At 71.1% G+C, this 14,201-nt stretch carries 15 protein-coding genes; 10 read left to right on the top strand and 5 right to left on the bottom strand.

Annotated elements, in window-relative coordinates:
• Positions 1–111: 111 nt before the first annotated feature.
• From ctaD to FB384_RS01200, 4 genes are all read left to right on the top strand, one after another.
• Positions 112–1,896: an aa3-type cytochrome oxidase subunit I gene (ctaD, locus tag FB384_RS01215; protein WP_183778326.1), complete on the top strand. Its 1,785-nt coding sequence runs from the start codon at positions 112–114 to the stop codon at positions 1,894–1,896.
• A gap of 2 nt (positions 1,897–1,898) precedes the next feature.
• The gene (gene serB / locus FB384_RS01210; protein ID WP_183784779.1) at positions 1,899–3,128 is read left to right on the top strand and encodes a phosphoserine phosphatase SerB; all 1,230 of its coding nucleotides are present in this window, start codon (positions 1,899–1,901) and stop codon (positions 3,126–3,128) included.
• On the top strand, positions 3,125–3,886 hold the full coding sequence (locus tag FB384_RS01205; RefSeq protein WP_183778324.1) for an aminoacyl-tRNA hydrolase: 762 nt from the start codon (positions 3,125–3,127) through the stop codon (positions 3,884–3,886). Before serB ends, FB384_RS01205 begins: the two co-directional genes overlap by 4 nt.
• Positions 3,887–4,072: 186 nt before the next feature.
• Positions 4,073–4,702: a class I SAM-dependent methyltransferase gene (locus FB384_RS01200; protein WP_183778322.1), complete on the top strand. Its 630-nt coding sequence runs from the start codon at positions 4,073–4,075 to the stop codon at positions 4,700–4,702.
• 9 nt (positions 4,703–4,711) lie between these two features.
• Here FB384_RS01200 and FB384_RS01195 read toward each other — a convergent pair whose 3' ends face one another.
• Both FB384_RS01195 and FB384_RS01190 read right to left on the bottom strand, forming a co-directional pair.
• Positions 4,712–5,059, bottom strand: a complete 348-nt coding sequence (locus FB384_RS01195; protein ID WP_258937428.1) for a hypothetical protein — start codon at positions 5,057–5,059, stop codon at positions 4,712–4,714.
• A 29-nt stretch (positions 5,060–5,088) separates the two neighbouring features.
• Positions 5,089–7,191 carry an ATP-dependent DNA helicase gene (locus FB384_RS01190; protein WP_407676055.1) on the bottom strand — a complete coding sequence of 701 codons (2,103 nt, stop codon included), beginning with the start codon at positions 7,189–7,191 and terminating at the stop codon, positions 5,089–5,091.
• 179 nt (positions 7,192–7,370) lie between these two features.
• On the opposite strand from FB384_RS01190, the gene FB384_RS01185 reads away from it, so the two are divergent.
• A complete protein-coding gene (locus tag FB384_RS01185; protein ID WP_183778317.1) occupies positions 7,371–8,189 on the top strand; it encodes a hypothetical protein in 819 nt (272 codons plus the stop codon).
• Here the strand turns inward: FB384_RS01185 and FB384_RS01180 are convergent.
• The 3 genes from FB384_RS01180 to FB384_RS01170 are packed head-to-tail and all read right to left on the bottom strand — an operon-like array spanning position 8,177 to position 11,006.
• Positions 8,177–9,130 (bottom strand): sugar kinase, encoded by a 954-nt coding sequence (locus tag FB384_RS01180; RefSeq protein WP_183778315.1) that lies wholly within the window; start codon positions 9,128–9,130, stop codon positions 8,177–8,179. The genes FB384_RS01185 and FB384_RS01180 overlap by 13 nt on opposite strands.
• Positions 9,127–9,699, bottom strand: coding sequence for a nicotinamidase (locus tag FB384_RS01175; RefSeq protein WP_183778313.1), 573 nt, complete (start codon positions 9,697–9,699; stop codon positions 9,127–9,129). Before FB384_RS01175 ends, FB384_RS01180 begins: the two co-directional genes overlap by 4 nt.
• A 17-nt stretch (positions 9,700–9,716) precedes the next feature.
• A complete protein-coding gene (locus FB384_RS01170; protein WP_183778311.1) occupies positions 9,717–11,006 on the bottom strand; it encodes a nicotinate phosphoribosyltransferase in 1,290 nt (429 codons plus the stop codon).
• A gap of 237 nt (positions 11,007–11,243) precedes the next feature.
• Between FB384_RS01170 and clpS the strand changes: the two genes are divergently transcribed.
• From clpS to FB384_RS01145, 5 genes are all read left to right on the top strand, one after another.
• Positions 11,244–11,528: an ATP-dependent Clp protease adapter ClpS gene (gene clpS, locus FB384_RS01165; RefSeq protein WP_183655273.1), complete on the top strand. Its 285-nt coding sequence runs from the start codon at positions 11,244–11,246 to the stop codon at positions 11,526–11,528.
• A complete protein-coding gene (locus tag FB384_RS01160) occupies positions 11,525–12,082 on the top strand; it encodes a DUF2017 domain-containing protein (protein WP_183778309.1) in 558 nt (185 codons plus the stop codon). The genes clpS and FB384_RS01160 overlap by 4 nt, the downstream gene beginning before the upstream one ends.
• Before the next feature lie 25 nt (positions 12,083–12,107).
• Positions 12,108–13,139 carry a P1 family peptidase gene (locus FB384_RS01155; protein WP_183778307.1) on the top strand — a complete coding sequence of 344 codons (1,032 nt, stop codon included), beginning with the start codon at positions 12,108–12,110 and terminating at the stop codon, positions 13,137–13,139.
• Positions 13,140–13,315: 176 nt separating this feature from the next.
• Positions 13,316–13,828 (top strand): M67 family metallopeptidase, encoded by a 513-nt coding sequence (locus FB384_RS01150; RefSeq protein WP_308216672.1) that lies wholly within the window; start codon positions 13,316–13,318, stop codon positions 13,826–13,828.
• 92 nt (positions 13,829–13,920) lie between these two features.
• Positions 13,921–14,199 (top strand): MoaD/ThiS family protein, encoded by a 279-nt coding sequence (locus FB384_RS01145; RefSeq protein WP_183778305.1) that lies wholly within the window; start codon positions 13,921–13,923, stop codon positions 14,197–14,199.
• The last annotated feature ends 2 nt before the right edge of the window (positions 14,200–14,201 follow it).

Raw genomic sequence — 14,201 nt, 5'->3', positions numbered from 1 at the left:
TCGCAGCCGCGGGAACCATCGAAACTCGCGACGGCTACGATCTGTCGTAGCCAACGTGGGTCCCCGCCCGTGGCGCAGCAAGGATCGGGGTTCGAAGTGCAGGAGGCAGGAGTGACGGCCGTAGCCCCCCAGCCGATCGCGAAGCGCCCATACCCGGCGCAGAAGTCGGCAAAGGGTTCGTACCTGCTGAGTATGTTCCGGACGACGGATCACAAGCAGATCGGCATCATGTACATCGTCACCTGCTTCGCCTTCTTCATGATCGGCGGAGCGATGGCGATGCTGATCCGTACCGAGCTTGCTCAGCCGGGTCAGCAGTTCCTGTCTCAGGAGCAGTACAACCAGCTGTTCACCATGCACGGCACGGTGATGCTGCTGTTCTACGCGACGCCGATCGTGTTCGGCTTCGCGAACTTCATCCTGCCGCTGCAGATCGGCTCGCCCGACGTCGCGTTCCCGCGGCTGAACGCCTTCTCGTACTGGCTGTTCACGTTCGGCGGTCTGATCGCGCTCGCGGGCTTCATGACCCCGGGCGGCGCCGCCGACTTCGGCTGGTTCGCCTACACCCCGCTGTCCGACGCGATCCACTCGCCGGGCGTGGGTGCCGACCTCTGGATCTCCGGCCTGGTCGTCAGTGGTCTGGGCACGATCCTCGGTGCGGTCAACATGATCACCACGGTCGTCTGCCTGCGTGCTCCGGGCATGACGATGTGGCGGATGCCGATCTTCACCTGGAACATCCTGGTCACCAGCATCCTGGTGCTGATCGCGTTCCCGATCCTGACCGCCGCGCTGATGGGCCTGCTGGCCGACCGCGCGATCGGTGCGCACGTGTTCGACCCCGCCAACGGCGGTGTGATCCTGTGGCAGCACCTGTTCTGGTTCTTCGGCCACCCCGAGGTGTACATCGTCGCGCTGCCGTTCTTCGGCATCGTCTCCGAGATCTTCCCGGTGTTCAGCCGTAAGCCGATCTTCGGCTACAAGGGCCTCGTGCTGGCGACCCTGGCGATCGCCGCCCTGTCGGTGGCCGTGTGGGCGCACCACATGTACGCGACGGGTTCGGTGCTGCTGCCGTTCTTCGCCTTCATGACCTTCCTGATCGCGGTGCCGACCGGTGTGAAGTTCTTCAACTGGATCGGCACGATGTGGAAGGGCCGCATCACGTTCGAGTCGCCGATGCTGTTCTCCGTCGGCTTCCTCGTCACGTTCCTCTTCGGAGGTCTGACCGGTGTCCTGCTGGCGGCGCCCGCCATCGACTTCCACGTGTCGGACAGCTACTTCGTCGTCGCGCACTTCCACTATGTGCTCTACGGCACCATCGTGTTCGCCACATTCGCCGGCATCTACTTCTGGTTCCCGAAGATGACCGGCCGGATGATGGACGAGAAGCTGGCCAAGCTGCACTTCTGGCTGACGTTCCTCGGCTTCCACGGCACGTTCCTCGTCCAGCACTGGCTGGGTGCCGAGGGCATGCCGCGCCGGTACGCCGACTATCTCGCCTCCGACGGCTTCACCACACTCAACTCGATCTCTACGATCGGTGCCTACGTGCTCGGTGCCTCGACGCTGCCGTTCATCTGGAACGTCTTCAAGAGCTACCGGTTCGGTGAGCTCGTCGATGTGGACGACCCGTGGGGCTACGGCAACTCGCTGGAGTGGGCGACGTCCTGCCCGCCGCCGCGGCACAACTTCACCGAGCTGCCGCGGATCCGTTCCGAGCGGCCGGCGTTCGAGCTGCACTACCCGCACATGATCGAGCGGCTCCACTCCGAGGGCCACATCTCGTTCACCGGCAGGCAGATCGACAACCCGCATGCCAAGGAGGCGCCGTCCCAGGTCGCCACCAGGACGGTCATGCCGGGCGACCACGATAAGGACAACGCGAGCGAACAGTGAGTATTACCAGCACCCCAGTCCTGATCACCGCGACCGGACCGGACAAGCCGGGCGTATCGTCCGTCCTGTTCGCCGCTCTCACCGCACACGGCGTCGAAGTCCACGACGTCGAGCAGGTGGTCATCCGCGGACGATTGGTACTGGGGGTGCTGGTCGCTGTCGACAGCGATCCGGAAGCCCTCCAGGAAGCCGTCGAACAGGCCATGGCGACGGTCGCGATGTCGGTCGACGTCAAGATCGGTGACGAGATCGGCACCGAGCCGTTCGCGCAAGGCAGGCAGGATTCGACACACGTCCTGACGCTGCTCGGCCGCCCGCTCACGGCGCAGTCGATCTACGCGGTCGCGGGCAAGCTCGCCTCCGTCCACGCCAACATCGACGCCATCCGGAGCATCGCCGACTACCCGGTGACGGGCCTCGAGGTCGAGCTGTCGGTCGAGAAGGACACCCCGGAGGCGGACGCCGAGCTGCGCTCGATCCTCGCCGACTTCGCCAACCGCGGCGGGCTGGACGTGTCCATCCAGCGCTCCGGGCTGTCGCGGCGGGCGAAGCGGCTCGTCGTGTTCGACGTCGACTCCACCCTCATCCAGGGCGAGGTCATCGAGATGCTCGCCGCGCACGTCGGGGTCGAGCCGCAGGTGCGGGAGATCACCGAGGCCGCGATGCGCGGTGAGATCAACTTCACCGAGTCGCTCGAACGTCGTGTGGCCCTGCTCGAAGGGCTGCCGGAGACGGCGATGGACGAGGTGGCCGACGCGATCGAGCTCACCCCGGGTGCCCGCACCACGATCCGCACGCTCAAGCGCCTCGGTTTCCAGTGCGGCGTCGTGTCCGGCGGTTTCATGCGGATCATCGACCGTCTCGTGGACGACCTGGGGCTGGACTTCGCTGCGGCGAACGAGCTCGAGGTCGTCGACGGCAAGCTCACCGGCCGGGTCGTCGGCGAGATCGTCGACCGTCCGGGCAAGGCGAAGGCGCTGAACCGGTTCGCCGACGAGTTCGGCATCCCCGTCCAGCAGTGCGTCGCCGTCGGTGACGGTGCGAACGACATCGACATGCTGTCCGCAGCGGGCATGGGGATCGCGTTCAACGCCAAGCCCGCGCTGCGTGAGGTCGCCGACGCCGCACTGTCGTACCCGTACCTGGACGCGATCCTGTTCATGCTCGGCGTGACGCGCACCGAGGTCGAGGCCGCCGACGCGGCCGACGGCCTCGCGCTCGCTCGGCCGTGACCGGGCTGCTCGCCCCACTCGCGGCGCGCTACGCGTCCTGGCTCGACCTGCCCGCGGCCGACACGGCCGTCGTCGAGACCGACCCCGCCGAGGTGCGGGCCATGCCGGTGATCCTCCGCATGGAGAAGGCGTCCCCTCCCGCGCGCACGCCGCTGCTGGAGGCGGCGGCGACCGCCGCGCTGGCCGTGTGCCTCGACGAGCGGTGCGCACCCGGTGGCCCGTGGCACGAACCGATGCGCGACTGGCTGGCCGGCCACATCCGCAAGGTCTCGCGCCGGGCCAGGGGCGCGCACTGGGACGCGGTGCAGCAGTTGCCCGGCATCACGACCGACGTCGACGGCGCACAGGTACGAGCGCTGCTGCCCGGACGCGTCACGGGCGTGCCCAAGGAAGTCTCGCGGCTGCAGGTGTCCGGCACGGACCTGCCCGCCGACGAACCCGGCCCTGCGCCCGACGACCGCCCGCTGCTGCTGTTGAACCCGGACGTTCCGATGACCGCCGGCAAGGCGGCGGCCCAGGTCGGGCACGCCACGATGCTGTTGGCTGCCGTGCTCGGCGACGCGGAACGCGAACGCTGGCGGGACGGCGGCTTCCGCTGCGCCGTGCGCACGGCCACGCCGGCCCAGTGGGCCGAACTCGCCCCGGGGGATCCGGCCGAGACGTGGCGGGACCGCGGCGTGATCGCCGTGCGCGATGCGGGCTTCACCGAGATCGCCCCGGGCACGATCACCGTGCTCGCCACCCGGCGAGGTCTCTGACCCGACACCCACCTTTCGGGATCAACCCCGCCCGCCCAGCCTCCGGGGCCGCGTCGCTCGACGCCGGGCGTCTCCGGCCGGCCGCTGGCCGACGCGTCCGTCACGGCCCTGTTGCCGGTTCGGCAACGGAACTCGCCGTGGTGGCAGCCGCCGTGGCAGGGTGCGAACCGGAGGTGATCGGCGGCGATGGACGGGACGTTCGACCGCGACTTCTGGGAGCGGCGCTGGGATCAGGTGGTGCGGGAACATCCGGATGCGATCGCGCGTCGCCCGCCCAACGCGCACCTGCTCGCCGAGGCAGGCGACCTGCGCCCTGGGGCCGCGCTGGACGCGGGCTGCGGCCACGGCGGCGAGGCCGTGTGGCTGGCGTCGACAGGATGGCGGGTCACGGCCGTCGACTTCTCGCCGACTGCGCTCGACGCAGGTCGGGCGATGGCGGCCGGGTTGGGCGCCGACGTCGCGGAGCGGATCGACTGGGAGGAAGCCGACCTCGGGACGTGGAGCCCGCCGCCGGGCCGGTACGACCTCGTGACGAGCCTGTACGTGCACATCGACGGTTCGGTGGGCGAGTTCGTCACGCGGCTCGCCGGCGGCGTCGCGCCCGGCGGCACCCTGCTGCTGGTCGGCCACCGCCCGGTGGATCCGGAGACCGGTGCCGACACCCCGGCGGCCGGACAGGTCCAGGTGTCGGTCGACGAGACGACCGCCGCGCTCGACGCTCTCGGCGGCTGGCGTATCGAGGTGGCCGAGCAGCGCAGGCGCGCGGCCGAGGGCAGCGGCGTCGACGCCGTCGTCCGTGCCCTCGCGCCAGGGTGACGGGACGGCTCAGGCCGAGTTCTCGCCCGCTTTCCACACGACGTAAGCCTGGTCGGCGTCGGTGGTCATCGCCTCGACGAAGGTCTCGTGGTCGAACCCGGGCAGCGTCTGCAACCGCTCGATGAGCGCGTCCGCGGCCGGGTCACCGCTCGGCACGGCGGTGCCGGTGCCGTCGGCCGCCGCGAGCATCAGGAAGACGTCCTCGTCCGACAGTCCCTCGGGGATCACACGGACGACCACGGCTGCGAGGTCGTCCCAGTCGACCCGCTCCTCGGAGCCGTCGGCGAGCTGCCGCCGGACACCGGTGTCGTCGACACTGACGGCGCGGGAATGGGCGGTGGAGGAATCGGGGGACACGAACTCTCCCTTGGGCTCGGGGGTGGCGTTCACCGTAACGCGGTGGACGTGCTGGACCTTCCCGGGGCGGCGGCGTCGAGCCGCGTGAGCGCGTCACGCGCAACGGCGGGATCCTGCGTTGGCCAGAACGGCGGAATCGAGGCGCGCAGAAAGCCGCCGTAGCGCGCGGTCGCGAGCCGCGAGTCGAGCACGGCGACGACGCCGCGGTCGTTGGACGACCGGTGCAGCCGGCCCGCGCCCTGGGCGAGCAGCAGCGCCGCGTGCGTGGCCGCGACCGTGAGGAATCCGTTGCCGCCCTTGGCCTCGATCGCGCGCTGCCTGGCCGAGGCCACCGGGTCGTCGGGCCGGGGGAACGGCAGTCGGTCGACGATCACCAGCTGCAGCGACGGCCCTGGCACGTCGACCCCCTGCCACAGCGACAACGTCCCGAACAGGCACGTCCGCGGCTCCTCGGCGAACTGCGCCACGAGGGTCGACGTCGAGTCGTCGCCCTGGCACAGGATCTCGTAGGGGAGGCGTTCGCGGAGCTCCTCCGCGGCCCGCTTGGCGGCGCGCATCGACGAGAACAAGCCCAGCGTCCGCCCGCCCGCGGCCTCGACGAGCGAGGCGATCTCGTCGAGCGTGGCGTCGCCGAGGCCGTCGCGGCCCGGCGGCGGGAGGTGCTTGGCGACGTACAGGATGCCGTTGCGGCCGTAGTCGAACGGCGAACCGACGTCCAGTCCGCTCCACCGGAGGCCGTCGTCGGCGTCGTCGGCAGGGGCGGGCTTGTCGGTGGCGGTGCCGTCGTCGACGGGTACGGGCGTCGGTTCCGGGGGCAGCCCCCACTGGCGGGCGAGCGTGTCGAACCGGCCGCCGAGCGCGAGGGTCGCCGACGTCAGCACGGTGGTCGAGCGGGCGAACACGCGCTCGCGCAGCAGTCCTCCCACGGCAAGCGGCGCGACGTGCAGCGACGGCGGCCGCGGCGACGAGGAGTACGTGTCGTTGGAGATCCACACGACGTCTGGCCGGTTCGCCTGGTCGGCGTCGAACGCGTCGACCAGCCGCACGGCGGTGTCGTGGATCTCCTCGACGGCCGACCGTGCCAGTTTGCGCGCCGTGGCCTCCTCGACGTCCTCCTTCCGCTCGCTGCCCAGTGCCGTCAGGCACGCGTGCGCGGCGTCGCGCACCACGGTGACCGCGCCGCCCAGCGCCTGCGGCAGCGTGTCGAGCCGTCCCGCGGGCAGGTCGTCGAGCACGAGTGCCAGGCCCTCGCCGGCTTCGAGGAGCCGGTCGGAGGTGTCGGCGTCGATGATGCGGCCGCAGCGCCGCGTGGCCGCCGAGACGGCCGACGCGGTCAGCTCGGCCGTGGCCGCCGACGTGACCCGGTCGACCAGCTCGTGTGCCTCGTCGATGACGACGAGGTCGTGTTCGGGCAGCACCCGCTGCTCCTGGAGCGCGTCGATGGCCAGCAGCGCGTGGTTGGTCACGACGACGTCGACCCGGCCCGCGTCGGCGCGCGCTTTCTCGGCGAAGCAGTCGTCGCCGACGGGGCAGCGCGCGGCCCCGAGGCATTCGCGGGCACTCACCGACACCTGCCGCCACGCCTGCTCCGACACCCCGGGCACGAGCTCGGTGCGGTCGCCGGTCTCGGTCTCCGAGGACCACTCGTGCAGCCGTTTCAGCTCGCGGCCGATGCGCGAGACGGTGAACGCGTCGAACAGGCCGCTGTCCTCGGGTTCCTCGGGGGCGCCGGAATGCACGCGGTGCATGCACAGGTAGTTGCGCCTGCCCTTGAGGATCGCGAACGTCGGTTCACGCCCGAGTGGCTTCTTCAGTGCTTTCGCCAGCCGCGGGAGGTCACGGTCGACGAGCTGGTTCTGCAACGCGATCGTCGCCGTCGACACGACGACCGTGGTGTGCTGTTCGACGGCGTACCTGATCGCGGGCACGAGGTAGGCCAGCGACTTGCCCGTGCCGGTGCCCGCCTGCACGGCGAGGTGTTCGCCGGTGCGGATCGCCCGCGCGACGGCCTCGGCCATGCGCACCTGTCCGTCGCGCTCGGTGCCGCCGACCGCTTCGACGGCGTCGGTGAGCAGCTCACGGACGCCGGGCAGCGCGCGGGTCTTCTGCAGGGTGCTGATCTCGGCGGGCACGGAGCGCAACCTTACCGATGGAGACCGACGGTCGGCGCGACCGATGCTGTCGGGCACGCGCTGTCGGGAACGACCGCGCGGTCACACGGCCGGGTGGTCTGGGCCGGGCCGGGTCAGGCTCGGGTGTGCGGCTGCCGATGTCGGGGATGCGCCAGTCACGATTCGGGAGGACGTCACACATGACACGCATGCGCACCGCACGCCGGGCCGGTCGACTGTCGGCGGTGGGGCTCGCCTCACTGGCGCTGACCGCTGCGCTCGCAGTCCCCGCCCAGGCCGACCGCGGCGGCGCCGCGCACACCGGATCCCAGTCCGGCGAGGGCGCGGCCACTGAAACCCAGGGCCTGAAGGCCGGAAGCGCCGCGACAGGGGAGGCCGACACCGGCGATGCCGCGACGCAGGCGGTCACGGCTCACGACGACTGGGCGCCGACGGCCACCGGCACGGTCGGCATGGTCGACGTGGTGCAGGACGGCACCGACGTGCGCGTCGGCCCGATCGCGGCATGCCACGTCGACGGGGAGGCCTCCGGCAGCACGCCGGGCCTCACGGTCGGTGAGGACGGCGAACTGGCCGCCTACGGCCGGGGTGAGACGTCCTGCGAGCGCTCCGAGGGTCGGGCGCAGGCTGAGGTGTCGGGGAATCGGTTCGCCACGTCCGTGCTGGAGCAGTACGGCGGCCCGAAGATCCGCGTGCGCTCCTACTCGGCGTCCTGCCACACGACCGACAACGGCAGCGCCTCGTCGATGTGGCTCTCCGGGGTGACCGGGTTCTCCGTTCCCGAGGAGATCCCGCCGAACCACGAGGTGCTGATCCCCGGCGAGACCGAGAACGACCCGCCGATGGCGCGCATCGTGCTCAACGAGTTCACCGCACCCGAGCCGCCGGACGGCAGCCTGGCCATGTCGGCGATGCGGATCGAGCTGTTCCCCGAAGGCGGCCCGGTCACCGGCGACATCCGCGTCGGCTCGTCCCGCTGCGCCCCCTACGGCGACTGACGCGCGAGCCGGTGCTGGCGCGGCAGGTCCACCAGATCGCCGCGTTCCGGCAGGCTGTCGGCGCCGCCGGGCACGGTCATCGCGGCCGCCCGGCACGCCGCGGCGGTCCGGACGCGCCGGTCGGCGGGTTCGCCTGCCAGCAGGTCGGCGAGATACCCCGCGACGAACGCCTCGTCCGCGGCATCGGGATCGACCTCGTGCACGGGGTAGGACGGCACGTCGTAGCGGGCGCCCGCGATCTCGGCGACCGCGCCGCGCGGGCCCTGCATCACGATCACGTCGTCCGGGCCGAGTGCGGCCAGGTCCGCGACCAGGGAGTCGGCGTCACCGTCGAACCCGAGCAGCCTGGCCTCGTCGGTGCGGGCGAACACGATGTCGGCGTGGGAGACGAGGTCCAGCAGCGTGTCGCGGGCGTCCTCGGGATGCCACAGCGCGGGCCGGTGGTCGAGTGACAGCGACACGGGCACACCCGCCTCGCCCGCGATCTCGGCCGCGGCGAACGTGGCGTCGTCGGCCGTCTCCGACAACGCCGCCGTTGCGCCCGACAGGTGCAGCACGCCCGCGCCGGCGATGAGGTCCTCGCGCAGGTCCTCCGGCGCGATGCGGGTGCCCGCACTGCCGGTTCGGTAGAAGGCCGACCGGTTGGCATCACGGGAGCGGAAATCCCGCAGTACCAGCCCGGTGGGCGAATGTGCGTCCGTGACGGCCGCGGACGTGTCGACGCCTTCCTCGCGCAACCGGGTCAGCACGAGCGCACCGGGCTCGTCGGCGCCGATCCGGCCCGCCCACGCCGCGCGGGCACCGAGCCGGGACACGCCCACGGCCACGGTCGCCTCGGTGCCGGCGATGCCGACGTCGACGGATGTCGCGTGCCGGAGTTTGCCCGTCGAGGTGCGGAAGGACGCCAGCGCCTCGCCGAACGTCACCAGGCCTGGGCTCACGCGCCGACCCGGGGAGTGCCGACGATCTCGACATCGGCGTCGACGAAGTCGGTCAGCGCCCGTTCGGTCGTCTCCACCGCGACGCCCGCGGTCAGATCCGCCAGCACGCGTACCGGGAACCCGGCGCCCGCGGCGTCGAGCGCCGTGGCGCGGACGCAGTGGTCCGTCGCGATGCCCACGACGTCGATGGCCGTGACCCCTCGCGAGCGCAACCAGTGCTCGAGCGTCTCACCGGTGTCGGTGGCCGACTCGAATCCCGAGTAGCCGTCGCTGTACTGGCCTTTCGAGAACACGGCTTGGATCGGGCCGACGTCGAGCGCGGGGTGGAAGCTCGCACCGGGTGTGCCCGCCTCGCAGTGCCGGGGCCAGGAGGTCACGAAATCCGGCTCGTCACTGAAATGCGCGCCCGGGTCGATGTGGAAGTCGCGGGTGGCCGCGACGCAGTCGTACTCGCCGCGGCGCAGCAGTTCCGACACGGCGCCTGCGACGGCCGTGCCGCCCGCGACGGCGAGCGCACCGCCCTCGCAGAAGTCGTTCTGTACGTCCACGACGATCAACGCGGTACTCATGATCGCCTCCCGCCTTCTCAGATGAATGTCGTCGGAATGGCAGGCTCGCCGCCGGAGAGCTTGAGACCTTCCCACGGCAGGCTCACCATGCCGCGGCGCAGTCGGGTGCGCGCGTCTTCCAGTGTGGGCAGTCCACCAGCGGGTTTGCCGGCCCGCATCAGCGGGATCGGCACGACCCGGTCGTGCTCACCGAGCTCGGGTGGCGTATCCGCAGGGTGCACCACCTCTTCCAGTGCCGTGCCGGTCGCCTTGTGCCTGCGCACCGCAGACTTCCGGCCTCCACGGGAGGCCTTGTCCTCGCTGCGCTTGGCGACCGGGCGCCCGTCCACGTCGACGAGTTTGTACACCATTCCGGCGGTCGGCGCGCCCGATCCGGTCACAACGGACGTACCGACACCGTAGGCGTCGACCGGTTCGGCACGCAGCGCGGCGATCGCGTGCTCGTCCAGATCGCCGGACACCATGATCCGCGTGTCCTTGGCTCCGAGGTCGTCGAGCTGCTCGCGGGCCTTGCGCGCGAGCACGCCCACGTCGCCGGAGTCGATGCGGATCGCACCGAGTTCCGGCCCCGCCACGCGCACGGCCGTGTCGATCCCCGTGGTGATGTCGTAGGTGTCGACGAGCAGCGTCGTGTCCGGTCCGGCCTTGGCGACCTGCGAACGGAACGCGGCCTCCTCGCTGTCGTGCAGCAGGATGTACGCGTGCGCCGTGGTGCCGCGCGTGGGGATGCCGTAGCGCCTGCCCGCCTCGAGGTTCGACGTCGTCGCGAAGCCCGCCAGGTACGCGGCCCTCGCGGCCGCGACGGCGGCCAGCTCGTGGGTTCGGCGTCCGCCCATCTCGATGATCGGCCTGCCCGACGCGGCGGCCGACATGCGCGCGGCCGCCGACGCGATCGCCGAGTCGTGGTTGAGAATGGACAGGATCAGTGTTTCCAGCACGACCGCCTCGGCGAAACTGCCGCGCACCGTGAGCAGCGGCGAACCGGGGAAGTACAGCTCGCCCTCTGGGTAGCCGTCGACGTCGCCCGAGAAGCGGTAGTCCGCCAGCCACGACAGCGTCGCCGAGTCGACCACGGCGGTCTCCTCGAGCTGCGTCAGCTCGGCGTCGGTGAACCGGAAGTCCGCGATCGCGTCGAGCACCCGGCCCGTGCCCGCCACGACGCCGTACCGCCTGCCGCCGGGAAGCCTGCGTGCGAAGACCTCGAACACGCACTCGCGGTCGGCGGATCCGTCGGCCAGTGCGCTGCCGAGCATGGTCAGTTCGTAGTGGTCGGTCAGCAGTGCCGTGCTGGGGCCGATCTGTTCCATGCGGAAGAACCTATCCGCGAGCGGGTGGGCCGCACAGTCGTGGGTGCCGGCCGCGGGCAGGCCGTCCCTCGTCGGCGTGTCGACGAGGGACGGTGGCCGGGCTGGGAGAGATGCCCCGAAGGGCACCTTGTGGCATTCACCGCCCCGAAGGTGCCCTTCGGGGCAGCAGACACGGGTGACAAGGGACTTGCGGGGTTCCGGGCAGGGCGTTAGAGGGGGCGTGCCAACATGGAGGACATGACGACGCCGGTCGAGGCCGAACAGACACTCGGCGAGGACACCAGCGCCGGGGACCAGCCGTGGCAGACGATCGTGTGGAACGACCCGGTCAACTTGATGTCGTACGTGACGTACGTCTTCCAGAAGCTGTTCGGGTACAGCCGCGACCATGCCACGAAACTGATGCTCGACGTCCACCACAAGGGTCGGGCGATCGTCACGTCGGGCAGCAAGGAGAAGGTCGAGGGCGACGTCGCGAAACTGCACGCGGCGGGCCTGTGGGCCACGATGGAGCAGACGTGAAGGGTTGGCGGCGCAAGGGCGGCCGTGTGCTCGGCGGATTCGAGCAACAGGAGGCGGCCGTGCTGCGGGGCCTGGTCAGCCAGGTCGACGACATGCTCCGCGCTCGCGCGGAGGAGGCGCCGCAGGACGAACTGGCGGAGCTGACCGGCATCAAGACCGGCCCGTCGGAGGGCCCGGACGACCCGGTGCTCGGGCGGCTCCTGCCTGACTTCCACAAGCTCGACCCCGATCAGCCCGCGCAGGAGGACATCGACTCGGCGTCGGCGCTGCGTTCCTTGCACGAGCCGCAGGTGCTCGACGCCAAGCTCGGTGTGGCCGCCGAACTGCTGAACACGCTCCCGCCCGAGGGCGGCAACATCAAGCTCACCTACGAGCAGGCCGACGCCTGGGTGTCGGCCCTCAACGACGTCCGCCTGGCCCTGGGCACGGCGCTCGACGTGAACGACGACATGCCCGAGGAGCTGCCGGAGGACGATCCGCGTTCCTCGCATCTGGGCATCTACCACTGGCTGACCTGGGTACAGGAAAGCCTGGTGCAGGCGCTCACCGAGTAGGGCGACGAGGGAGCAGGAGGCCGCGATGCCGGGTGAGTTCAACGCGATCACGGACGTGCCCGGCGTGCTCGTCGGCCATCACCACCGTCTCGGGCGCGGCTGGGCGACGGGGGCGACCGCGGTGCTCGTGCCGGGACAGGCCGTCGGCGCGGTCGACCAGCGGGGCGGCGCGCCGGGCACCCGCGAGACCGACCTGCTGGCACCCGAGAACCTGGTGCAGCGGGTCGACGCGATCTGCCTTTCCGGCGGCAGCGCCTACGGACTCGCCGCCGCCGACGGTGTCGTCCGCTGGCTCGGTGAGCGGCAGCGCGGCTTCCCCGTGGGCACCCGCCCGTTCGAGGTGGTGCCGATCGTGCCCGCCGCCGTCGTGTTCGACCTGCCCCGGAGCGACTGGGGCAACCGCCCCGACGCGACCTTCGGTTACGCGGCGTGCGAGGCGGCCACGGCGGGGCCGGTCGCGCAGGGCACGGTCGGTGCCGGGACGGGCGCGCAGGTCGGGTCGCTGAAGGGCGGCGTCGGTACCGCGAGCGAGCGGGTCGGGGAGTTCACGGTCGGTGTGCTGGCCGTGGTCAACGCCGCCGGCGAGGCGGTGCGCACGGGCACCGGCGAGCCGCTGGCAGCCGACCACGCGGAGCCGGGCGAGTTCGGCGTCGCGCGGTGGCCGCGCCGCGCCGTCGACCTCGGCGGACGGGCCGAGCGCAAGGACCTCAACACCACCATCGGCGTGGTCGCCACCGACGCGGAGCTGTCGAAGGCCGAGGCGCGCAGGCTCGCCGTCGCCGCGCAGGACGGGCTTGCCCGTGCGGTGCGGCCCGCGCACACGATGTACGACGGCGACACGGTGTTCGCGCTCGCCACGGGCGCGCGGCCGTTGACCGAGCGGGCAGGCAGGCTCGGCGGAGAGCACGAGGCACGCCGCGCCGCGGCATTGGACGGGCTGTGCTCGGCGGCCGCCCGGGTGTTCACCCGGGCCATGATCCACGGTGTGCTGCACGCCACCTCCGCCGCCGGGTTGCAGGCCTACCGCGATCTCTGGCCCGAGGCTTTCGAGGACTGACGGCCACCGCACGTGGCGGTGCGGGCTGTGGTGCACGCGGCGGCACGGGCGGGCCGAGACGGCTCGGCGGCCGGGGAGTGCTGGTCAGGCATGGTTCGGCAGCCCGGGGGAGGGATGGGCCACAGCAGCCGTCTCACACTGTGAACACGCTTTGTTCAGCCAGTAAGATAGGGGACGTGCTTCGGATCCGCCGTGACCATGTCGACGCGATCGTCGCCCACGCCCGTCGCGATCACCCCGACGAGGCCTGTGGGGTCATCGCGGGACCCGACGATGGCAGCGACACCCCAGAGCGCTACATCCCCATGGTCAACGCGGCGCGCTCGCCGACGTTCTACGAATTCGACTCGGGCGACCTGCTGAAGCTGTACCGCGAGATGGCCGCGAACGACGAGACACCCGTCGTGATCTACCACTCGCACACCGCCACCGAGGCCTACCCTTCGCGGACCGACATCTCGTTCGCCTCGGAACCCTTCGCGCACTACGTGCTCGTGTCGACCCGGGAGGACGACGTCGCGGACTTCCGGTCGTACCGGATCGTCGAGGGCGAGGTCACCGAGGAGCCGGTGCAGATCGTCGGGGAGGCAGGCGCCGAGAGCCCGTCGATCCGGCTCAACCCGGACGTCACGCCCGTCGAGTCGTACATGTTCGCCAACACCGGCAGCGACGACGTCCCCGACGCCTGATCGCTCCCCGGCGTAGCCCGGGTCACACGCGGAATTTTCCCGCGTGCTCAAACGTCTGTCCTCATCGACAAGCCATTCTGCGGAGGTAACCCATGGCCGTGACCGTGTCCATCCCGACGATCCTGCGTACGCACACCGACGGCGAGAAGTCCGTCGAGGCGTCCGGCAAGACTGTCGCCCAGGTGATCGACGACATCGAGTCGCGTCACGGCGGCCTGAAGGACCGTCTGGTCAAGGACGAGAAACTGCACCGGTTCGTCAACGTCTACGTCAACGACGAGGACGTCCGGTTCGTCGGAGGCCTCGAGGCCGAGGTCACCGACGGGGACACCGTGACGATCCTGCCCGCCGTCGCCGGCGGTATGCGCTGATC

Source organism: Prauserella sediminis (assembly GCF_014195435.1).
GTDB classification, from domain to species: domain Bacteria; phylum Actinomycetota; class Actinomycetes; order Mycobacteriales; family Pseudonocardiaceae; genus Prauserella; species Prauserella salsuginis.
This window is presented reverse-complemented; position numbering and strand designations above follow the sequence as displayed.

Excerpts from the sequence above, each read along its gene's own strand:
- FB384_RS01200 (WP_183778322.1), top strand. The coding sequence starts at position 4,073 with ATGGACGGGACGTTCGACCGCGACTTCTGGGAGCGGCGCTGGGATCAG.
- FB384_RS01185 (WP_183778317.1), top strand. The coding sequence starts at position 7,371 with ATGACACGCATGCGCACCGCACGCCGGGCCGGTCGACTGTCGGCGGTG.
- FB384_RS01175 (WP_183778313.1), bottom strand. The coding sequence starts at position 9,699 with ATGAGTACCGCGTTGATCGTCGTGGACGTACAGAACGACTTCTGCGAG.
- FB384_RS01170 (WP_183778311.1), bottom strand. The coding sequence starts at position 11,006 with ATGGAACAGATCGGCCCCAGCACGGCACTGCTGACCGACCACTACGAA.
- clpS (WP_183655273.1), top strand. The coding sequence starts at position 11,244 with ATGACGACGCCGGTCGAGGCCGAACAGACACTCGGCGAGGACACCAGC.
- FB384_RS01155 (WP_183778307.1), top strand. The coding sequence starts at position 12,108 with ATGCCGGGTGAGTTCAACGCGATCACGGACGTGCCCGGCGTGCTCGTC.
- FB384_RS01145 (WP_183778305.1), top strand. The coding sequence starts at position 13,921 with ATGGCCGTGACCGTGTCCATCCCGACGATCCTGCGTACGCACACCGAC.